This window comes from Rhizobium oryzicola, assembly GCF_030504645.1.
GTDB lineage: Bacteria > Pseudomonadota > Alphaproteobacteria > Rhizobiales > Rhizobiaceae > Neorhizobium > Neorhizobium oryzicola.
In genome coordinates this window covers 84,938-105,348 of record NZ_JAUKWQ010000003.1, presented here as the reverse complement: position 1 = coordinate 105,348, position 20,411 = coordinate 84,938, and the positions used below count along the sequence as shown (strand labels likewise).

Sequence of the window (20,411 nt, the reverse complement as noted above, 5' to 3'; positions counted from 1 at the left end):
CAAATGGGGACGGGACGACCGCGGTGCGATCAGGATGCGGCGCTCAAGCGTTCGAACGCCTCTCGTCGAAGCGCCTGACGGGCGGGATCGGCAACCGGCGCGGCTAGCAAGAGACGTTGGGTATAGGGATGTTTCGGGTTTGAAGTGACCTGGTCGCAATTGCCGAATTCGACGATTTCGCCGCTGCGCATAACGGCAACGCGGTGCGAGATATGGCGCACCACAGCCAAGTCATGCGAAACGAAGAGATAGGCCACACCGGTGCGGTTCTGGATGTCGATGAACAGGTCCATCACCCGCGCCTGTGTGGACAGGTCGAGCGCGGAAACCGGCTCGTCGCAGATGACGAGGCGCGGAGAAAGGGCGAGAGCGCGGGCAATGGCGACGCGCTGGCGCTGGCCGCCGGAAAATTCGCGCGGGTAACGATGTGCCGCGTCCGCCGGCAAGGCCACCTGGTCGAGAAGATCGCGAACGCGCGCCTTTGCATCGACGGGCGCATAGAGGCCCCGGTATACCATAGGTTCGATCAGGGTTTCCTCGACGGTCATGGCCGGGTTCAGAGAACTGTAGGGATCCTGAAAGACGGCCTGGATGCGCGCCGCATCGCCTGTGCGGTTGCGGGGTGCGACGCCCGTGATGTCCTGCCCGTCGAACACGATGCGGCCGGACGTCACGGGGCCGATGCCGAGAATGGCGCGCCCGATCGTGGTCTTGCCGGAGCCGCTTTCGCCGACCAGGCCGACGGTTTCGCCCGGACGAATGTCGATCGAGGCGTCCTTCAGCACATGGTGTGAGCCGAAGGAAACGTTGAGGTTCTCGCAGGTGAGAAGCGGGGCCGTGGTCATTTTCAATTTCCCCCGCCTGCGGTCGGAGCGACATAAGCGCGGACCGGACTATCTTCGAGAACACAGCTCAGAAGCATTTTTGTGTAATCCTGCTCCGGCGTCGCAAAGAGCGTTCCGGCCGCGTTGATTTCGACGATCCTGCCCTGCTGCATGACGGCGACACGGTCGCAAAGATCGGCAACGACGCCGAAATTATGCGTCACCATGATCACAGACATGCCCAGTTCGGACTGAAGGTTTCTGAGCAACTTGAGGATTTCCGCCTGAACCGTCACGTCGAGTGCCGTTGTCGGCTCGTCGGCAATCAGCAGCTTCGGATTGCAGGAAATGGCGCCTGCGATCAGTACGCGTTGTGCCATGCCGCCGGAAATCTGGTGCGGATAGGCGTTGAAGGTGCGCAACGGGTTCGGAAGACCGACATGGCCGAGCAATTCCAGCGCACGCGCACGGGCCTGGGCCTTGGAAAGGCCGAGAACAGTGCGCATCGGCTCCATGAGTTGAAACCCGATCTTGAACGACGGATCGAGATTGGACATGGGCTCCTGCGGCACATAGGCAATCTGGCTGCCGCGCAGCGCATGACGCGCAGCGAAGTCGAGCTTCGTCACATCGCGCCCTTCGAAGCGGATAGACCCGCGCAGAACTGTTCCGCCGGAGGCCAGCAGTCCGAGGATCGCGAAGGCAGTTTGGCTCTTGCCGGAGCCGCTTTCTCCCACGATGCCGAGAATTTCGCCGCGGCGTACGTTGAAAGAGACATCGCGCACTACCTCGCGCCAGCGGTCGCCGTCCGGATAGCCGACGGCAAGATCGCGAACGCTCAGGATAATATCAGCGGAATCGGCCGCATCGCCGTCTTGCGAAACAGGGGACGGATCAACCGCCAGCTTTCGCCCGGTCGGCTGGTTCTGCTGCAGCGTATCGCGAACCGCGTTTGCTAGCAGCACGAAGGACGCGACGGTCAGAGAGATCGCCAGGCCCGGCCACCAGACGGCTTCGGGTGCGACGTAGAGATTGGCGAAGCCATCCTGCAGCATGCCGCCCCAGGTCGGCACCTGGGAGTCGCCCAACCCGAGAAATTCAAGGCCCGCCTGAATGATGATGGCGATCCCCGCGACGATCGACACCTGAATGACCAGCGGCGGACGCACGGTTTTCAGCACGTGGCGGAAGATGATGCGGCTGTCGCTGAGACCCGAGACGCGGGCGGCATCGATATAGAGTTCGTTGCGCACCGAAGCGACCAGATTGCGGGTCAGCCGGAAAAAGCCCGGCGTCAGCAGAATTCCGAACACTGCCATTGAATAGTAGATCGAAGATCCCAGGACCTGATGGAATGCCAGCAGCACGATAATGGCCGGCAGGGCCATGAGCCCATCCGCGACCCAGCTGAAGACAGTGTCCGCGCGACCTGCGTAATAGCCGCCGATCAGGCCCGCCGCCACGCCGAGCGTCGACGACACACCCACGACGATCAGCGCACCGAGCAGCGTGTTGCGTGCCCCGAAGATCAGCCGCGACAGGATGTCCCGGCCCGACCCGTCGCCGCCCAGTAGGAATTCTGCGTCCCACGGCGCATTGACCTTGAAGATCTGCACCGCTGTCGGATCCTGCGGCGCAATCAGCGGCGCGAGAATAGCGATCAGAACGACACAGAGGATGACGAATGAAGCCGCCGCCCCGAGCGGATTGCGAAGGACCGCGCGGATCAGGGTCTGACGCGCAGGTGCCCGCCGGCCGGTATCGTTATTGACCAAGTCGCTCATGACAGCCTCACCTTCGGATTTGCAAGTGCGTTGAGCAGATCGATGAACAGGTTGACGACCACCACCACCGCGACCATCGAGGTGACGATGCCCATGAGGACCGGGATGTCACCCACCACGGCCGACTGGACCGTCAGTGCCCCGAGCCCGGGAATGGCAAAGATGCGCTCGATGACCGCCGATCCGCTGAGGAGCGCGATGAATTGCACCGAAAGAACTGTCAGCGCGGCGGGAACCGCGTTGCGAAGGGCGTGGCGGAAGAAGATGGAGCGCGGCGAAACACCCCGCGCCCAGAGCGTGCGAACATAGTCCTGTCGCAGAGCATCGAGAACGGCCCCGCGCACCTGCTGCGCCGCGGAGGCGACACCGGAAAGGATGAGGGCGCCAGCGGGAAGCGTGATCGATGCGAGCCAACCGGTCACAGATGAGGCGGGCGACACGAAACCCGTCGCAGGGAGAACCTGCAGGGTCAGGGCGAAAAAGATGATCAGCAGGAGACCAAGCCAGAAATTCGGCATGGAGAAGCCGATGACGCTCAGAACCTGGATCAGGCGGTCGATCCAGCCGCTCCTCGTCGCGGCGGCGATCCCCAGAAGGGCAGCGAGAATGGCCATGACCGCGATAGCGAAGGCGACAATCGACAGGGTGACGGGCAAGGTCCGCCCAAGAATGTCGGTGACGCTGCCGTCCATCGTCCAGGCATTGCCAAGATCGCCGCGCAACGCATGCGAGAGCCAGTCGGCATACTGCGTCAGAAGCGGACGGTCTATTCCGAGCTTCCGCGTCAGTGCAGCGATATCTGCATCGGTCGCGGACTGTCCGAGAATGTTGACGACCACACGTTGGGTTCCGCTGAAAACCAGGAAGAACGTAATCGTGGCAATGGAAGCGAGCAGAATGACACCGGTCGCCAGACGCTTTGCGAGAAACATCAGCATGGCCGGTCAAGCCCAGCAGGCAATGCGTATGGCCGGAGTGGCCATGAGCGGGTCTTCCCTCCACTGAGGCGCATCTGAATTCTTCCTCCCTTGCAGCGCTTCCCATGCGCATGTCGCCGTACTTAGCAGTTGCGGGGATCGAGAAAAAATGAAAAGACCGGATCACCCGATAAGGAAAACTGATCGCTATGCTCGACCATATGACACATCTCTTTCGGCTGCAGGTGATCGTGGCGGAGGGCAGCCTGCGAAAAGCGTCGGAAAAGCTGAACGTGACCCAGCCTGCGCTGTCCCGGTCGGTGGCGCATCTGGAGACGCATTATGGAAAGCCGCTTCTGGAGCGCCATGCGCGCGGCGTGAAGCCGACGCCCTATGGGGAGCGCATTCTCAACGTCGTGCAGCGGATGAACCGCTATTGGGCCATCGCCCAACAGGAACTGGACACCGAATGGCAGGATGCCAATGTGCGCCTGCGCATCGGCGCCGGGCCGACATGGCAGTCCGGCGCCCTCACCCGCATCCTGCTGGAGCTACAGGAAGTTTTTCCAAATGTGCTGATCGAGTTCTGCGCAATCCGCGACGGCAACGTGATCTCGGACCTCGCGAACGGGCGGCTGGACGTGGCATTCGGTGGCGCCTTTGCCGATGCGGCGACGAACCAGAACCTGATCATCCAGTTCCTGACCGGAATAGAACTGCAGATCGTGGCCCGCGAAAGCCATCCCGCCTTTGGCCGCATAGCATTGGGGGGCGAGCTACCGGAAGACATTGCCCTCGACTACCCCTGGGTCACCTATTCGGAACTGGAAATCCTGAAAGACACGGCCACTTATGCGCTGGCGGAGCGGCTGGGCAGGCCGCCGCAAATTCGCATGACCTGCGACAGGATCGCCTCCACGGTGGCGCTTGTCCAACAAAGCAACTGTCTCACCGTTCTTCCCGATCTAGCGGTGAGCCAGGCGCTGTCTCCGGCGCTCGTGCCACTCCCTATCAAGCTCAAAAGCGCCACGCTGCCGCTTGGCATGCTCTTCCGCAAGGAACTCGCCGAATGGCCCCCCGTGAAGTTCCTCACCCAGAGATGCGTGGAAACGTTCGACAATACGAACTGACTGAAACGCGTATCGACCAGACCGCTCTCACAGCAGTGAGGCTGAGGTTACCTCTTCAAAATGACGAACGTTTATGGCCTTGCGCCAATGCCATTTTGGAGACAGCAACCGCAACCATCCCTCAGGGAATGGCGTCATAGGCGATACGGAACCCGGCATTGCTGGTGGCGCTGTCGGGTGAAAGGCCCATTCGGGCGGCGATGCCATAGCGGTAGCAATAGCTTTTGTGGCACAGGAAGGAGCCTCCCTTGAGCACCTTTTCGTCATGCCGCGGCCTGGGCGTTGCGGCTCTTCGCCGCCCGCGTCAGTGACCGCACGCGGAATGCATCGCTCGTCGATTCCCAGACATTGCCGGCGAGATTGTAGAACCCGTCTTTCGTTGGCTCACGATCGCTCCACGGATAGCGCCGGCGTCGATTACCGCTACGGGCGGCATGCTCCCATTCCGCCTCGCTCGGCAGGCGCCCTCCCACACCGCCGCATCCTCTGGTGGGTTCATGCTTTGGCCGGCAGCCGGAAAACGCAAGTCACCCCAAAGCCCTTCTCATGCGATGCAAATTTCTTATCGCCAAACAATATCTTTGCATTTCTTGAATGGAGAACAACCTGTTATCAGGTCCACGAAGCAAATATCACTACTCTCTGATCAATTTTGCTGATCGGTTCTCTGGGAGGGGAGCATGAAGAAAAAGTCAATGGCAGCCCTGCTGGCCGCCGCCGCAATATTTTATTCCACAACGGCAAATGCAGAAGTCCCGAATGACGCGGAAACCCTGGCGCTTGCTGCGCGTATCGACAATGACAGTTTTGACCGCGGCAAGCTCAATATCGGCAACACGGTGCAGTACTGGATGCCGATCTTCGATACGCTGCTGGTCTACACGCCCGACGCCAAGATTGTGCCAAACGTCGCCGAAAGCTGGACGTACAACGCCGACAACACGGTTTTGACGATCGTCTTGCGTGCCGGCGTCAAGTTCACGGACGGCACAAGCGTCGACGCGAACGCGGTCAAGGCCAACCTGGAATATCTGGCCACCGCCAACGGCCCCAATAGCTACATGGCCCGCACCATCAAGGAGATCGGGGTCAAGTCGCCGCAGGAGCTGGAGCTCAGGCTTGCGGAACCGGACCCGGCACTGCTTTACAACCTGACGACCGTTGCCGGTGCACTGGCAAGCCCAGCCACTCTCGGCAAGGAGGGTTCGAACGAACATCCTGTCGGCTCCGGGCCCTACGTGTATGACGCGAGTGCATCAGTCGCTGGCCGCCAATATGTCTATCGACGAAACCCGGAATACTGGAACCCGTCGGCCTTCCCGTTCAAGCAGGTCACGATCACCCCGATCAGCGATACAGTCGCGCGCATCAACGCGATCAGCTCGCACCAGGTCGATGCCGCAATTGCCTCGCCCAAGGAAATCAAGCAGGCGACTGCGGCGGGCCTGAAGGTCCATCTCGGCGACGTCGATTTCTTGGGTCTGACGCTGGCTGACCGCGAAGGCAAGCTCAATCCTCCGCTAGCCGATGTGCGCGTGCGCAAGGCCATCAATCTGGCCTTCGACAGGGCATCTATTCTGAAGTTCGTCGATCTCGGCTACGGCACCGCCACCAACCAGATCTTTGGCAAGACGAGCGAGGCATTCCTGCCTGAGCTCCAGGATTATTACCCCTATGACCCAGCCAAGGCGAAGGCGCTGTTGGCCGAGGCCGGCTACGCGAACGGCTTTACGCTCGACATGCCACAGATCGGCCCCTTCGCAGCCTATGAACCGATCGTTACGCAGCAGCTGGGCGCCATAGGGATCAAGGTGAACTGGCAAAAGCTCGCCCCCGGCAGCGCCATTCCGCAGATCCGCTCCGGCAAGTATCCCGCCTTCATCTTCACCTTCGGGATGATCACGCCATGGAGCGATTTCCGCCAATATCTGTTGCCGGACGCTCCCTTCAATCCGCTGAAGGCAAACGATCCGAAGCTGCTGGACCTGATCCGTGAGGCGCAGGTGGCGACCGGTGATGCGCAGAAGGCGAAATTCCAGGCGGTGAACCGCTATATCGTCGACAAGGCATGGTTCGCGCCATGGTATCGCATCAACACGGTCTATTTCACGACACCGGATACAGATGTCGATATGGAGCCCGGAAACAACGTGCCTTATATCCGCAACTTCCGTCCTGCCAAGTAACGGCACTTTAACAGTTGACGAGCTGAAACGTCGGCGGTGGAATTCCGTCGGCGTTTTCATTTCTATCCGGAGCAAATGCAAGTTGCGGATGACATGGCTGCTTTCCCCCTCAAGATCGTCCACACATCCTGTTTCTGGTCAGCGAAGATTGTCCGCCGCGGCAGGGAGCTTATGGAGACACCATCGCCCGAACCCCGCGGCTGGACGAACTGGCCAACAGCGGCGTGACCTATCGTTCGGCCTTCTGCACCTCGCCGGTCTGTGCGCCGTCGCGCTATGCCATGCTAACAGGGCAGCATGCGGAAACCGCGCAGCTCGGGCGTCAGATGACCGGTTAGGGACCGATGCCAGCAAACCAGACCACCTATCCGCAGATGATGCGCGAGGCCGGCTACTATTGCACCAACAATTCCAAGACGCACTACAATGTGGAGTTCGATCCGAGAACGATCTGGGATGACTGCAGCGGTGCCGCACACTGGGCCAATCGACCGGCTGGCAAGCCGTTCCTGGCGGTGTTCAACTGCATGCTTACCCATAAAAGATGCATTTTCGAGCGTCAGCGGGGCACAGTCGTCCCTGATGATGTCACGTTGCCGGCACATCTTCCCGATTGCGAGGCGCTTCGAACTGATCTTGCCAGCTATTACAACCGCATCTTGCCGGTTCCCGGCCTGCCCGGCAGATCGCTGGTCGACGCGAATGCGCCCTCGCGTTCCTATGCCTTTTCCGGGCGGGACCGGATGGATGAGCGATACGATCTGACGCGCACCCTGCGCAGCGAGCGCTATCGCTATATCCGCAATTATAAGCCGCACCGCCCCTGGGGGCAGCATTATCTTTATCCATGGAACGCCAATGGGTATCAGGCCTATGAAACCCTTGCCCTGGCCAGCCAGTTGACGCAGGCGCAGGCGCGTTTTTGGAGCGCCAAACCCCACGAAGAACTGTACGATATGGCGGCGGATCCGGACTCCCTCACCAATCTCGCGGATCTGCCGGAATATGCGCAGCGTCTCAACGACATGCGCAAGGCCCTCGTCGAGGCAATGCTCGTGATGCGCGATGGCGGTTTCATCCCCGAAGGGCTTTCTCGATCCGAGATGGAGATCTGCAGTGATCTGGCCGCCTATCCACTGGAGGATGTCATCGCCACGGCAGGCCGGGCCTGCGGCGCAGAAGTAGCATCGCCTGAGAATTTTATTGAGGGCCTGAGCAGCCCCCTGGCCGTTCTTCGCTACTGGAACGCCGTTGGCCTGCTGGTTCTTGCCATACGCGGAACCGTGCTGCCAGAACACGTGGAGCGCATCTTCACGGCAGAGACCGAGGTGGCCATCAGGATCGTGCTGGCCGAGGCAATCGGACAAGGCGGCAAGCCCGGCCCCATGATCGCGTGGCTGACCGACATGACAGCACCACATATCCACCCCCGCCTGCGGCTGCAGGCCATCACCGCATTGACCCACCTTCCGCACGACCCGGACATATCGCGCCCTGCGATAGAGGTCGCCTCACTGGATAGCGACGAGTTCGTCAGGAACGCGGCAACCTATCTGCTGGCCCTGATGGACAAGCGATATTCCCTGGAGGACAAGCTGTTTCGATACGACCTGTTCCTGAAACAAATGCGTGGCCATTCGGGCATTGGGCCTCAAACATTTCCGGAGCTTTCGCCGCTTCGCACCGCCGGCAGCGGCATCGTGACATCAGGCCAACCGCACTCAATTGCAGGAAGGCTCTCGTTGCAGGCTCGGACGCTGACGCTGAGCACCAAGCGGTCATCGCGTCGTTGATCAAGACTGCCCAGATCAACGATGTCGAGCCATTGGCCTATCTCTCATGACCCGAACCCTGAACGTCCCTGATGGTTTCAGAGAGATTGGCCAGCTCTACCTGGACCAGATCAGGCTGCGGACAGAGAAGATCGATGGCCTGATGCTGAACCTTCGAGAAACTAGAGCAGATCCTGTTCAATCTGGATCATATCCTGCAGCCCTGAAGTAGTTTGCGCATTCTGCGGGTGTGAAACGGAGGATCAATGTGCCGACCGCATCCCATAGAGCATCGATCTTTCTTTCCGCCCGAGCCCGCAGCATGGCTTTCAATTTGGAGAATGCGTTTTCAATGGGGTTGAAGTCTGGGCTATAGGGCGGCAGGAACATGAGTATGGCGCCGGCGCGCTCGATGGCGTCGCGCACACCGGATGCCTTGTGGGCCGGCAGGTTATCCATAATGACGACATCGCCGACCTGAAGGGTCGGCAGCAAGACCTGCTCGATATATGCCAGGAAGACGTTGCCGTTCATGGCTCCATCGTAGACAAACGGGGCAGTCATTCCTGTAAGGCGCAGCGCGCCGGTGAAGGTTGTTGTTTTCCAATGGCCGTGCGGCACGCCAGCTCGGCAACGCTCGCCTCGAATTGCACGTCATGTTGGTCTTGATCCAAGTTTCGTCGATGAAGACGAGGCGATCCGGATCAAGCCAATGTTGATGGGTCTTCCATCGCATCCGGAACCGGGCCACCTTCGGACGATCCTGCTCGCTTGCCATCAGCGTTTTTTTGAAGGTCTTGCCCTCGCTGCGCAGGAAGCGCCAGACGGTGCCATGAGACACATTGATCCCCGCAGACTTCAGCTCCGCCGACAGCGCACGCACCGTCCAGTCGAACTTGACCTGCAGCCGCTGACGCACCGCATCGGCCGCAGCGCCCTCAGTGTCGGTTTGACATACCCGCCGATCTTCACCGGCATCAAACCTCGGCCGGACCAATCGAGTTGCCCAATACGGACCGCAGTTGCAGCCGATATCCCAAAACACTCCGCTGCGGCACGAACCGTCATGCCATCGTTCAACGCTGACGCAATGCCGTTCGCAAATCAAGAGATAGAGGTCGCACCATCATTGCTGGCCTCCGATCCAGCAATGATCTTGAATCACAAAAATCAAATCAACGGAATCCAGTCGCGATTCCGATTAACGCGGACAGACTCCAAATCGGCCGAAGCTCCGATCAGCGCGTTGAGGGGGTCAGAACTAGAGCAGTCCGAAATCGTACGCTAAGGCCGAACAAAACAGGAACAATGTTGTAGTTCGGACCTGCAGCATCCGATCTCTGTGGATTGCCATCGACATGCGCCAGTTTTGATTTCTCTGGCCGGCCCGACTCGACAACGCTCGACGCAGGTTGGTCGTGAATGGAGTCGGGCGATCGCAAAGCGCAAGCTTCTCAAAGATCAAGATCGCCGGAGGCTTGTCGATATCCCAGTCGACGAGGACAGCTTAATCCTACACTATTCGTTGTCATTGGCGGATCGCCTGGGGATCGAACTGCGGCGACGTAATCACAATCGGCTCGGCTTTGCCATCCAGCTATGTCTAATGCGATATCCGGGTCGAGTGCTTGGAGCAGAAGAAACTCCGCCTCGCGCCATGCTGAGATATATTGCGGATCAGATCGGCGCTACTCCAGACGAATTTGCCCTCTATGCACGCCGTGAAGAAACCCGTCGGGATCATATGGCACGGCTAATGGTGTATCTCGATACGAGAAGCGCGACGCTGCAAGATCGCCGCGCCGCGCTATTGGCGGCAATTCAAGCGGCGACCATGTCCGACGACGGTGCTGCGATAGACAGTTCGGCTGTCGCCGCGCTTCGCGAACGCAGAGCGCTCCTGCCGGCGATCGACACGATCGAACGCATCGGCCGAGCGGGCGGCAGAGTTCATCGAAGTGGTCAACGCTCTTTACGACGCCAATGAACGCGACGCAGCTCAACGCAGGTCTTCGGGTGCTATCGGTGTCGATCCACGAAAGTTTCATCGCGTCGATTACAAAGGCAGGCATTTCGACGTTCAGGGGCCTCTCGACGTGCCGCCTTTGCCGCAAGGACGACCGGTACAGTTTCAGGCCGGGCAATCTGATCCCGGCATTACGGTTGGCGCGCGTTACGCAGAGGTGGTGTATACCTCCCAACCCAAGCTGGAAGATGCCATCGCCTTCGGCCGTGCTAACGGCCTGTCATTCATCATGAACTCGTTCCACTCCGTCATTGGAGAAAGTGACGCAGATGTTGCCCGGCGGCTGAAGGAAAAACATGAGCGTATCGATTACGAACAGGGCCGCCTGAAGCTTGCCGATATGCTGGGCGGCGAGATTGATCTTTCTGACTTACCGCTCGACAAGCCGCTGCCGGAAACTCTGCTGCCAGAGGTGTCGAGCGTCAACCGCCGACGCGGGCGGGTTGACGTGTTCCGGCGTTATGCGCAGCAGGGCCTGACGCTTCGCGAACTCATTATTCATGCGTAAGAGACCGGACACTGGTCTATGGCCGGCACGCCGGAGCAGCTGGCGGATGCCATCGAGGAGCGCTATCGCCATGGTATTCTCGATGTGCTGTCACTACATGGTTTCGGCAACCCGGACCAGGAAGACCTTCTGGTGAATGGCTTGCTGCCGGAACTGCGGCGACGCGCGACTATCGACACTGACTGTTTGGGCGATGATTTCCGCTCCAACCTCGAGCTGCCGTCCGCCAGTGTTGCCGAAATGCGCAAGACAGCGTGAGAGGGTTGGCGGCCCAGGACTTGCGCAGAAGAGGTTTTCTCATCCTCTGTCCTCGAACGGCGAGCCGCCTGGCACGTTTTCACGATCGCCCAAAACTTGGAAGATTTTTGCTTAAACGGGGTGCCTGATCGCAGATGGCACCCTTCACCAGAACCAATGTCAACGATAGTTTCGGCTGACAAACTCAACAAAAGTCCGAGGAAACCGATCATGCTCCGCTCCTTCTCAATTCCGACTTCTCTGGCGTGTTGCATAAAGCTCGGCATCGTTGGTTTCTTTGCCTCCACGACAGCTTTCGCGCCTTCGTTGCATGCGGCCGATTTCGACGCCAATGCCAGCATCAACATCGGCTCTCTGTATGAGCCGCAGAACCTCGACAATACTGCTGGTGCCGGCCAGGGCATCAACGAAGCCTTCAATGGCAATGTCTACGAAGCCCTTTTCCGCCTGTCGGATTCCGGCGCCGTGGAACCGGTGCTCGCCAAGGATTACAAGGTGTCCGAGGACGGGCTGGCGTATATCTTCACCTTGCAGCCGGGCGTCAAGTTTCACTCGGGAGAGCCTCTCACGGCGAAGGACGTAAAACATTCGATCGAGCGAGTTACTGGTCCGGACTCCAAAAGCTCCCGCAAGAACAGCCTCAAGGGAATTGCCTCCATCGAAACGCCGGATGATGCGACGGTCGTCATCAAGCTTTCGGCCCGTTCCATTTCCCTGCCGTACAATCTGAGCTATGTCTGGATCGTCAATGACAGTGGAAAGGACCTGAAATCAGCAGAGAACGGGACCGGACCCTACAAGTTGGGTGATTGGCGACGTGGTTCGTCGCTTTCGCTTGCTCGTTTCGAGGGCTATTGGGGAACGAAGCCAACAAATAGCGGCGTGACCTTCCGCTATTTCACTGACGCGACAGCCCTTAACAACGCACTGCTGACGGGCTCCGTTGACATTATCACGTCGGTTCAGAGCCCGGATTCGCTCAAGCAATTCCAGACGAACAAGAGTTTTACCGTCGCTGAGGGGCAGTCGACGACCAAGCTGTTGCTGGCCTATAATGATCGCGTTGCGCCTTTTGATAACGTCAAAGTGCGTAAAGCGCTTGCTCGCGCCATTGACAAGAAGAAGCTCCTCAACGCTGTCTGGGGCGATCGGGGTCTGGTGATCGGTTCCTTCGTCCCTCCGACCGATCCGTGGTATGTCGATCTCACGAAGGTCGATGATTACAATGTCGAAAGCGCCAAGGCTCTTCTCGCCGAAGCCGGCTTAAAGGACGGCTTCACATTCACGATCGACACGCCGAATTATGATCCGCACCCGCTGGTGGCTCAGTTCCTGCAGACGGAATATGCCAAGATCGGCGTGAAGGTGAATATCAATATCATCACCGCAAATGAATGGTATTCCAAGGTCTACAAGGCGCATGATTTCCAGGCGACCCTTCAGGAGCATGTCAACCATCGTGACATCGTGTTCTACAGCAATCCCGATTTCTATTGGGGTTACAACAATTCCAAGGCCATTGATCTTGTGAAGTCCTCCGAAGCCAGCATGACGACGGACGAGCAGACCGGGCGGCTGAAAGAGGCCAACACGCAGATTGCGGAAGATGCTGCCAGCAACTGGCTCTATCTTTATCCGCAAATCGTCGTGTCGAAGGCCTCCGTTACCGGCTATCCGGTCAATGGCTTAAACTCGCAATTCTTTACCTCAGCCATTCAAAAGGGCGGGAAATAAGTCCCAAGCCATCGACAGCAGCATGGAGCCGCCCTATGACGGGGCGGCTTTTGCATGTGGGAGCGGCCTTAGAGAGCGTCAAGGCACAGGCCGTTTACCGGTCGTAAGCGCCTGGTGGAACCTGTTCCTAGTATACGGATAAGGAGATCCAGTCATTCTCGTCTATCTCTTGCGCCGTTCAGCAATCCTGCTTGTTTCCGTTGTGCTGGCCAGTGCGGTCCTGTTCGTGCTGCTGCGGCTACTGCCGGGAGATCCGGCCAACGCCCTTGTTTCGGTCGGTGCGGATGCGACCCAGATCGAGGCGGCGCGCCGTCAGGTCGGCTCGGATCTCCCCCTTTTTCAGCAGTTCCTCCGGTTTCTAACGGACATCGCCAAGCTGGACTTCGGCGTCTCCTTCGTAAGTGGCGCCTCGGTTTTGCGGGAGATTGGCGATCGGTTGGTAGTGACCCTGCCCCTTACGCTGTCTGCGTTTATCAGTTCAATCATTGTGGCCGTTCCAGTAGGCATACTGGCCGCAGTCCGCCAGCGCACGTGGTACGGTGCGGGCATATCGGTTATTTCGCAGCTTGGCATCGCCGTTCCCGCTTTCTGGATCGGGATTTTGCTGGTCACGCTGTTTGCGGTGAACCTGCAACTGGTTCCCTCCGGAGGCTTTCCCACAGATGGCTGGAGCGCCCCGATTGACAGCATCGAGGCGCTGATATTGCCGGTCGCTACGATTACGCTTGTGATGTCGGCATCGCTGATACGCTATGTGCGCTCAGCAACAGAAGAAGTTATGTCCAGTGATTACATCAGGACTGCGCGGGCATTGGGCGCCACCCTGACCGGAGCGCTGGTGCGCCATGGGATTCGAAACGGAGCCGTTCCAGTCATTTCAATTCTCTGCATCGAACTCGCATCGACCCTGCTCGGTGCTGTCGTGATCGAACGGGTGTTTGCGCTTCCAGGTCTTGGCTCGATGTTGCTTCTTGGCATCGAACAGCGCGACTACCCGAATGTTCAGGGTGTTCTCGTCGTATCGACCATGCTCGTTCTGATCGCCGGCTTTGCAGCCGATGTCATCCAGCGCCTCGTCGATCCCCGCCTTCGCGGTCGCGTTTCCGGCGGTGCATCATGAGTTTGACCCCAGCGGACACGCCGCAGCCGACCGCCATAAGCGTAAGGCGGAAAATACCGCTTTCACTGATTGTCGGGGGTCTTATCGTCGGCCTTCATCTCCTTGCCGGAATCCTCACGATCTTGTGGACGCCCTACGAACCAACCGCAATGGTTGGAGGGCGCCTCGCCGAGCCCTCCATTGCCCACTGGGCGGGAACGGATCGCCTCGGACGTGACCTCTTCACCCAGATCCTGATCGGCGCTCGTATCGCTCTGGAAGTGGGAAGTGGCGCTGTGCTCGTAGGTGCCGGAATCGGCATCACGCTTGGCACTCTTGCCGCATTTGCGACCCGCACGCTCGATGATGTTTTTGCCGCCGCCTTCGATATTCTGATTGCGTTTCCTACCTTGCTTGTTGCCATGCTGATTGTAACTGCAAGCCAGACAGCGAGCCTTTTCACTGCCGTGCTCGCCATTGGCATTGCAGGATCTGCCATTATCGCCCGGCTCACCCGGATTCTTGTCAAGCGGGTGCTTTCTATGGATTACATCGTGGCCGCACGTGTGGCTGGCAGCAGTTGGCCAAGCATTGTCTTCGTGCATGTGCTGCCGAATATCTGGCCGACCCTGATCGTCAACCTGGCGCTGCAATTCGGCCTGGCGGCCATGGCGGAATCATCCCTTTCCTATCTGGGCCTCGGAGCGCCTCCCCCCAATGCGTCCTGGGGCCGGCTGCTGCAGGAAGCCCAGGGAACCGTCTATACGGCACCTTTCGGCGCCATCGCGCCCGGGCTTGCTCTCGTGACGCTGGTCATCGGCATGAACCTGCTGGCGGACGGACTGCGGGCCTTTGCAGATCCGACACGGAGGCGCAGCCGGTGAGCGCCTTGCTAACCATCGATCGCATGTCCATTGCCGCTGGTGAGCGGCAGCTGGTGCGCAATGTCAGCTTTTCAATTGCTCCAGGTGAACGGCTCGGCCTGATCGGCGAGTCCGGCTCGGGAAAATCGCTCACTGCTTTGGCTCTGATCGGCCTCTTATCCGACGCGATGATGGCTACCGGCTCCATCCTCCTTGCTGATACCGAGGTTGTCGGTGCACGCGAGCGCCAACTGGTCGCGCTCCGTGGTCCGGTCGTGGCGACGATTTTCCAGGAACCGCTGACCGCTCTAGATCCATTGATGCGGGTCGGCCGCCAGATTGGCGAGGTCGTTCGCAGGCGCATGCGCCATGATTGCGTATCCACATCTTCGCAGCAGGTTCAGGCACGTGTATTGGAACTCTTGGCGCGCGTTTCCATACCGGATCCCGAACGTCTGGCGCGGGCCTATCCTCACGAAATATCAGGTGGGCAGCGCCAGCGGGTCGCCATCGCCATGGCGCTGGCCTGGCGCCCGCGATTGCTGATCGCCGACGAGCCGACAACCGCATTGGATGTGACGACACAAGCAGATATCCTCAAGCTGATCGGCCAGCTCGTCGAAGAGGAAAATATGGCACTTCTCTTCATCAGCCACGATATTCCGGTGGTTGCCGCCGCCGTGGATCGCGTCGCAGTGCTGAAACAGGGGGAACTGGTGGAAGATGGCAGCGTGGGCGAGGTGCTTCAGGCTCCCAACAATGGCTACACCCGCAGTCTTATCGAGGCTGCCCGCACGTTCGACAGGGCGCTGGGGAGGCTATTTTGAGCTTCATCCAAGTCGAGAACCTCTCCTTCCGTTACGATCAAACCCGGACAATTATCGAAGATCTCAGCCTGTCACTCGAGAAAGGCCGCAACCTCGGTATCGTCGGGGAAAGTGGCTCGGGCAAGACGACCTTGCTGCGGCTGTTGCTCGGACTTGCACAGCCTTCAGCCGGCAGCATCTCCATCGACGGGCAAGTCCTTGACACGAAGAACTGGCAATTCATGCGTGACTTCCGCAGGCGTGTGCAGGCGGTTTTCCAGGACCCTTATTCATCTCTCGATCCACGACAAGCCATTTTCGATATCGTGGCGGAACCTTTGCGTGCGCTAAAGATCGACGTCGATGTTGCAAAAGCCGTGGCAGAGGCTGCGACGGCAGTAGGGTTGCCTGCGGATGCGGCCCAACGTTATCCGCACGAATTTTCCGGCGGCCAGCGACAGCGCATCGCCATCGCGCGTGCCATCGTTGCGCGCCCTGATCTGGTGCTGGCGGATGAGGTTGTCAGCGCCCTCGACCTATCGACACGCATCCTCATTGTCGACCTTCTCAAGGCCCTGTCGACCTCGGTGACCTTCGTGGTTGTGTCTCATGACATTGCCCTTGTCGCACTTCTATGCCCTGATATCGCCATTATGGAAAAGGGGCGGATCGTAGAAAGCGGACCTACCGAACATGTCCTGTCCAACCCGGTTCACCCTTACACCCGAAGGCTTCTTGCCAGTACGCCGAGGCTGCCGTAGTTTTGGTCCTCAGTGAATTGTCAATAACAATGCCGGGGCTTTGCGGGGCCAAATTCCCTCGCTGCCCCTTATACTCTTCACCGACATCTCAACATGTCCCAAATTCGAAGTAGCCTTGTTGCGCTTCGCTGGTCAGTAGACCCGAAGCGGTTCACCTCATGCGCCGCTACCGGCCTTCCTGTTAATGAAGCTCAAGGCTAGAACGGCGAATATGAGTGTGCCTGTACCCACCTGCTGCCAATAGAAATTGAGATCGGTCAGGAGGAGCCCATTGGCGACGATGCTGAGCAACAGCACGCCAAGGATCGTGCCGCCCACGTTTGGTCGTCCGAGTGGGCTGAGCGTTGTGCCGATGAAGGTTGCGCCGATGGCATTCAGCAGAAATGCGTTCCCGGATGACGGGATATAGACGGTGACGGTCGCGGTCAGGATTAGTCCACCAACGGCTGCAATCAATCCGACCAGCACGAACGTGGCGGCGATATAGGCCGGTGCAGCAATGCCGGAGTAGCGTACGACGCTGGGCTGGATGCCAATCGACAAGGTGATGCGCCCGAATCTTGTGTGGACAAACATAACTGCGGTGGCCACCGCGATGATGATGGCAATGGCAAGCGGCACAGGGAAACCTGCAAGCGTGCCGTGACCAAGGAAGCGGAAAACCTCCGGCACGCCGTTTGGCGGGAGATAGACGGGGTTGCCCCCATTGGTCAGAAGCTGTTGGACGCTTCGGCCGATGAACAGCGTGCCGAGCGTTGCAAGGAAGGGTGAGACGCCGATCACCGATATCAGCAGTGCATTAAATGCCCCGACCAGCGCGCCCGCCGCCAATCCGGCCAGGGCTGCAATGGCCACCGGCTGCCCGGCGAGCACGAGGGAGACGAAGGCGAAGCTTGCGAAATCCATTGCCGTTCCGACAGAAAGATCGATCCCGCCGGAAGCCACCGCAAAGGTCATGGCAATGGATATGATTGCAAGTAGGGGGAAATTGTTGACGAGTACGCTCTGCAGATTGGTCAAGGTCAGGAATGTCGGCGTGATCGCGGAAAAGATGGCAAACACGACGATCAGCGCAAGGATCAGCCCGTAGCGCAGCAGACTAGCGGCGACGACGCCATGCAATCCTGCGTTTGCAGCTTTCGTGGTCGTTAGCGACATGTTCAGGCCTCCTGCCGGCGCAATAGCGTGGTTGCGGACACCACGATGAGGATCAGGAGCCCCTGAATGCCGCTCACCAGCGTGCTGGAAATATTGAGCAGCTGGAAACCATTGCTGAGGAAGCCAACCAGCAGTGCTGAAAGAAGCGTCCCGGTGATTGTTGGAACCAACCGACGCGGGAACACCGAACCGAGCAAGGCCGTGACGACGACTGGCAATAGCATCTCGCCTGAGCCTGTGGTGCTGCCGCTGAGATAGGATACTGAAAGAATACCGGCGAGGCCGCCGCAAACGCCGCTGGCGATGAATGCACCGGCCAGCAAGCGTCGTAGAGGCAAGCCTGCGGCGCGCGCCGCATCTGGAAACTCTCCGATCGCATAGAGGCGAAGACCGAGCGGTGTGTACTGAACGACTGCCGTTGCAAGCACAGTGAAGTCGATCAGCACATAGGCAAGGACCGGTATGCCGAATGGATCGGAAGCCGACAGCGCCGAGAGAATGGGCGTGGATGCCGGGATCACCGTATTGCCCGTCAGCACGAGTTCCAGACCGGCAACAATGTTCATGACGGCAAGCGTCGCAAGCAAGGGAACGATGCCGGCATAGACGACAGCGATGGCGTTCACCAGACCGATCAGGCTGCCGGTAAGGATCGATGCGGCGATGGCAACAGCATCGCCATAGCCGAGCTGTGTCAGGCTGGCATAGACTGCGGCGCTGAGGCCCATATTGGCGGCAAGCGACAGATCAATGCCGCCGGTTACGACATTGGAGCCGCCGGCGATCAAGACGATTGTGAGTCCAATGGCCAGCACGCCTGATATTGCGGATTGACCAAGCACATTGCCAATGTTGCCAACGCTGAGGAAGTAGGGTGCCGTGATGGAAAAGACGATCAGAATGGCGGCAAAGGCAATCAATGATCCAAAGCGCAGGGCCGCTGCAGCAATATTTCCGGCCGACCTACCGGATCGTTCGACGGATGAAAATCCGGACGGCGCAAATTCTGCTTCAGCCGACATGGCGCTGTCCCTCCGGCGACCCCGTGGATTCGGCGAGAACCCTGTCCGCTGTTGCCTCCGATGATGCGAACTCGCGCACGACGCGGCCGCGGAAAAACACAAGGATGCGATCGGTGATCCCAATAAGCTCGGGCAGATCCGAGGACAGCACGATCACGCCGGCGCCACGGGCCGCAAGCTCGCCGATCAGCGTATAGATTTCGACTTTGGAGCCGATATCGACGCCAACCGTCGGCTCATCGAGCAGGTAGACTTCCGAATGGCGGCTCAGCCACTTGGCAATGGCCACCTTCTGCTGGTTTCCGCCCGAGAGCGTGCGCAACAGAGCATCCCGCCCGCTGGCCTTCACCTGCAGCCGCGCGATCAGAGCGTCGACTTCACGTTGTTCGCTTTTGCGGTCGAGAAAGCCGAAGCGCGTGAAGCGGTCAAGGCTGGAAAGGCTCGTGTTTTCCTTGACGCTGAGGTCGAGCGCGATGCCGTGCCGGCGCCTGTCTTCTGGCACCAGGGCCACATTCCTGCCTGTGGCCTGTGTGGGATTAGACAAATGGGCAGGCCGCCCGCCGATGTCGATGCGGCCGGAAGCGGGCTTTTCCAGGCCAAAAAGGGTGCGCACCAATTCCTTCGCGCCGGAGCCGAGCAAGCCCGTCAGCCCCAGCACTTCCCCGCGACGCAGCGTAAAACTGACATCCTCATATTTTCCAGGTGCCGACAGTTGCTCGACCTTCAGGATCTCGTCCCCGAGTGCGACCACCGGCTTTGGAAACATGTCCTGGATGTCTCGCTCAACCATCAGCCGGGCGATCGCGGCCGCCGATGTTTCCGAGATTGGCGAGGACGCGACGTCCTGACCGTTGCGCAGCACGGTGACATGGTCGCAAAGCTGTTCGATCTCGTTGAGGTAATGCGAAATATAGATGATGGTGACGCCTTCGTCGCGGAGGCGGCGGATCAGCCGGAAGAGGATATCGGCTTCGCGGCGCACAAGGGCGGCAGTCGGCTCATCGAACACAAGCACCTTGGGCTGGTTGAGAAGCGCGCGCGTGATCTGCACGATCTGCTTTTCGGCTGTCGACAGGTCGCCAATCAAGGCCGTGTTCGGCAAGCGCACTCCGAAATAGTCATTGAGGATTTCGGCTGCCCGGCGCTGCATCAGCCGCCGGTCCAGAAACGGCGTGCCCGCAATGCGCGGTTCCCGACCCAAGAACAATGCTTCGCCGACTGTGAAGGTCGGCACCAGCAACCGGTCCTGATGAATGAAGTGAATGCCAAGTTCTTCGGCAAGATGCGGTGTCAGCCGGTCGAACGCCTGCCCTTCGATCTCGATCCGCCCGCCATCCGGCTGGTGAAGGCCGGCGAGAAGCTTGATGAGAGTCGATTTGCCCGCACCGTTCTGTCCGACGAGACCATGGATCGTTCCACGCCTGACGACCAGCGACGCCCCAGCAAGAGCCTGTGCGCCACCAAAACCCTTGACGATGCCCTCAAGCCGAATGACGTCCTGCTGCAATGTCGATGGCTGCTTCAAGGGAATGACTGTCATGGGAACCGTCCAAAGGTCAGGCC

Annotated in this window: 17 protein-coding genes and 3 pseudogenes; 12 read left to right on the top strand and 8 right to left on the bottom strand. The window is 59.3% G+C overall.

Translation table 11 applies throughout. The features are described 5' to 3' along the window. Positions 1-29: 29 nt before the first annotated feature. Genes Q2T52_RS11145 through Q2T52_RS11135 form a run of 3 tightly spaced genes read right to left on the bottom strand, consistent with a single transcriptional unit; the run spans position 30 to position 3,546 of the window. The gene (locus Q2T52_RS11145) at positions 30-845 is read right to left on the bottom strand and encodes an ABC transporter ATP-binding protein (RefSeq protein ID WP_302076816.1); all 816 of its coding nucleotides are present in this window, start codon (positions 843-845) and stop codon (positions 30-32) included. A gap of 2 nt (positions 846-847) precedes the next feature. Next, positions 848-2,608, bottom strand: a complete 1,761-nt coding sequence (locus tag Q2T52_RS11140; RefSeq protein ID WP_302076815.1) for a dipeptide/oligopeptide/nickel ABC transporter permease/ATP-binding protein — start codon at positions 2,606-2,608, stop codon at positions 848-850. Further along, positions 2,605-3,546 (bottom strand): ABC transporter permease, encoded by a 942-nt coding sequence (locus Q2T52_RS11135; RefSeq protein WP_302076814.1) that lies wholly within the window; start codon positions 3,544-3,546, stop codon positions 2,605-2,607. Before Q2T52_RS11135 ends, Q2T52_RS11140 begins: the two co-directional genes overlap by 4 nt. Positions 3,547-3,734: 188 nt before the next feature. Between Q2T52_RS11135 and Q2T52_RS11130 the strand changes: the two genes are divergently transcribed. After that, positions 3,735-4,655, top strand: coding sequence for a LysR family transcriptional regulator (locus Q2T52_RS11130; protein WP_302076813.1), 921 nt, complete (start codon positions 3,735-3,737; stop codon positions 4,653-4,655). A gap of 121 nt (positions 4,656-4,776) precedes the next feature. On the opposite strand, the pseudogene Q2T52_RS26885 reads toward Q2T52_RS11130, so the two are convergent. Next, positions 4,777-5,128, bottom strand: a pseudogene (locus tag Q2T52_RS26885) (formylglycine-generating enzyme family protein); the annotation flags it as partial. A 207-nt stretch (positions 5,129-5,335) separates the two neighbouring features. Between Q2T52_RS26885 and Q2T52_RS11120 the strand changes: the two are divergent. The 3 genes from Q2T52_RS11120 (at position 5,336) to Q2T52_RS11115 (ending at position 8,634) form a co-directional block, all read left to right on the top strand. Then, positions 5,336-6,841 (top strand): ABC transporter substrate-binding protein, encoded by a 1,506-nt coding sequence (locus Q2T52_RS11120; protein WP_302076812.1) that lies wholly within the window; start codon positions 5,336-5,338, stop codon positions 6,839-6,841. A gap of 125 nt (positions 6,842-6,966) precedes the next feature. Next, positions 6,967-7,179, top strand: a complete 213-nt coding sequence (locus Q2T52_RS26815; RefSeq protein WP_367187311.1) for a sulfatase-like hydrolase/transferase — start codon at positions 6,967-6,969, stop codon at positions 7,177-7,179. Positions 7,180-7,185: 6 nt separating this feature from the next. Further along, entirely contained in the window at positions 7,186-8,634 is a 1,449-nt protein-coding gene (locus tag Q2T52_RS11115) for an alkaline phosphatase family protein (protein WP_302076811.1), read from the top strand. 177 nt (positions 8,635-8,811) lie between these two features. Here the strand turns inward: Q2T52_RS11115 and Q2T52_RS11110 are convergent. Beyond that, a pseudogene (locus Q2T52_RS11110) lies at positions 8,812-9,740 on the bottom strand (IS630 family transposase). Between the two features lie 308 nt (positions 9,741-10,048). Here Q2T52_RS11110 and Q2T52_RS11105 point away from each other — a divergent pair. From Q2T52_RS11105 to Q2T52_RS11070, 8 genes and pseudogenes are all read left to right on the top strand, one after another. Next, a pseudogene (locus tag Q2T52_RS11105) lies at positions 10,049-10,570 on the top strand (DUF4158 domain-containing protein); the annotation flags it as partial. A gap of 1 nt (position 10,571) precedes the next feature. After that, a complete protein-coding gene (locus Q2T52_RS11100) occupies positions 10,572-11,147 on the top strand; it encodes an LLM class oxidoreductase (protein WP_302076810.1) in 576 nt (191 codons plus the stop codon). Between the two features lie 18 nt (positions 11,148-11,165). Then, positions 11,166-11,405, top strand: a complete 240-nt coding sequence (locus tag Q2T52_RS11095; RefSeq protein ID WP_302076809.1) for a hypothetical protein — start codon at positions 11,166-11,168, stop codon at positions 11,403-11,405. 210 nt (positions 11,406-11,615) lie between these two features. Continuing rightward, positions 11,616-13,139, top strand: coding sequence for an ABC transporter substrate-binding protein (locus tag Q2T52_RS11090; RefSeq protein WP_302076808.1), 1,524 nt, complete (start codon positions 11,616-11,618; stop codon positions 13,137-13,139). Positions 13,140-13,308: 169 nt separating this feature from the next. Then, complete coding sequence (locus Q2T52_RS11085) at positions 13,309-14,259, top strand: ABC transporter permease (RefSeq protein WP_302076807.1); 951 nt, start codon at positions 13,309-13,311, stop codon at positions 14,257-14,259. Next, a complete protein-coding gene (locus Q2T52_RS11080; protein WP_302076806.1) occupies positions 14,256-15,122 on the top strand; it encodes an ABC transporter permease in 867 nt (288 codons plus the stop codon). The genes Q2T52_RS11085 and Q2T52_RS11080 overlap by 4 nt, the downstream gene beginning before the upstream one ends. Next, positions 15,119-15,928: an ATP-binding cassette domain-containing protein gene (locus tag Q2T52_RS11075; RefSeq protein WP_302076805.1), complete on the top strand. Its 810-nt coding sequence runs from the start codon at positions 15,119-15,121 to the stop codon at positions 15,926-15,928. The genes Q2T52_RS11080 and Q2T52_RS11075 overlap by 4 nt, the downstream gene beginning before the upstream one ends. Next, positions 15,925-16,668, top strand: a complete 744-nt coding sequence (locus Q2T52_RS11070) for an ABC transporter ATP-binding protein (RefSeq protein ID WP_302076804.1) — start codon at positions 15,925-15,927, stop codon at positions 16,666-16,668. The genes Q2T52_RS11075 and Q2T52_RS11070 overlap by 4 nt, the downstream gene beginning before the upstream one ends. Before the next feature lie 156 nt (positions 16,669-16,824). Here the strand turns inward: Q2T52_RS11070 and Q2T52_RS11065 are convergent, their stop codons facing one another. Genes Q2T52_RS11065 through Q2T52_RS11055 form a run of 3 tightly spaced genes read right to left on the bottom strand, consistent with a single transcriptional unit; the run spans position 16,825 to position 20,388 of the window. Continuing rightward, complete coding sequence (locus Q2T52_RS11065; RefSeq protein ID WP_302076803.1) at positions 16,825-17,826, bottom strand: ABC transporter permease; 1,002 nt, start codon at positions 17,824-17,826, stop codon at positions 16,825-16,827. A gap of 2 nt (positions 17,827-17,828) precedes the next feature. Further along, positions 17,829-18,848: an ABC transporter permease gene (locus Q2T52_RS11060; protein ID WP_302076802.1), complete on the bottom strand. Its 1,020-nt coding sequence runs from the start codon at positions 18,846-18,848 to the stop codon at positions 17,829-17,831. Then, positions 18,838-20,388, bottom strand: coding sequence for a sugar ABC transporter ATP-binding protein (locus Q2T52_RS11055; RefSeq protein ID WP_302076800.1), 1,551 nt, complete (start codon positions 20,386-20,388; stop codon positions 18,838-18,840). Before Q2T52_RS11055 ends, Q2T52_RS11060 begins: the two co-directional genes overlap by 11 nt. Positions 20,389-20,411: the final 23 nt, after the last annotated feature.

Excerpts from the sequence above, each read along its gene's own strand:
- Q2T52_RS11145 (WP_302076816.1), bottom strand. The coding sequence starts at position 845 with ATGACCACGGCCCCGCTTCTCACCTGCGAGAACCTCAACGTTTCCTTC.
- Q2T52_RS11140 (WP_302076815.1), bottom strand. The coding sequence starts at position 2,608 with ATGAGCGACTTGGTCAATAACGATACCGGCCGGCGGGCACCTGCGCGT.
- Q2T52_RS11135 (WP_302076814.1), bottom strand. The coding sequence starts at position 3,546 with ATGCTGATGTTTCTCGCAAAGCGTCTGGCGACCGGTGTCATTCTGCTC.
- Q2T52_RS11130 (WP_302076813.1), top strand. The coding sequence starts at position 3,735 with ATGCTCGACCATATGACACATCTCTTTCGGCTGCAGGTGATCGTGGCG.
- Q2T52_RS11120 (WP_302076812.1), top strand. The coding sequence starts at position 5,336 with ATGAAGAAAAAGTCAATGGCAGCCCTGCTGGCCGCCGCCGCAATATTT.
- Q2T52_RS11115 (WP_302076811.1), top strand. The coding sequence starts at position 7,186 with ATGCCAGCAAACCAGACCACCTATCCGCAGATGATGCGCGAGGCCGGC.
- Q2T52_RS11095 (WP_302076809.1), top strand. The coding sequence starts at position 11,166 with ATGGCCGGCACGCCGGAGCAGCTGGCGGATGCCATCGAGGAGCGCTAT.
- Q2T52_RS11090 (WP_302076808.1), top strand. The coding sequence starts at position 11,616 with ATGCTCCGCTCCTTCTCAATTCCGACTTCTCTGGCGTGTTGCATAAAG.
- Q2T52_RS11080 (WP_302076806.1), top strand. The coding sequence starts at position 14,256 with ATGAGTTTGACCCCAGCGGACACGCCGCAGCCGACCGCCATAAGCGTA.
- Q2T52_RS11065 (WP_302076803.1), bottom strand. The coding sequence starts at position 17,826 with ATGTCGCTAACGACCACGAAAGCTGCAAACGCAGGATTGCATGGCGTC.
- Q2T52_RS11060 (WP_302076802.1), bottom strand. The coding sequence starts at position 18,848 with ATGTCGGCTGAAGCAGAATTTGCGCCGTCCGGATTTTCATCCGTCGAA.
- Q2T52_RS11055 (WP_302076800.1), bottom strand. The coding sequence starts at position 20,388 with ATGACAGTCATTCCCTTGAAGCAGCCATCGACATTGCAGCAGGACGTC.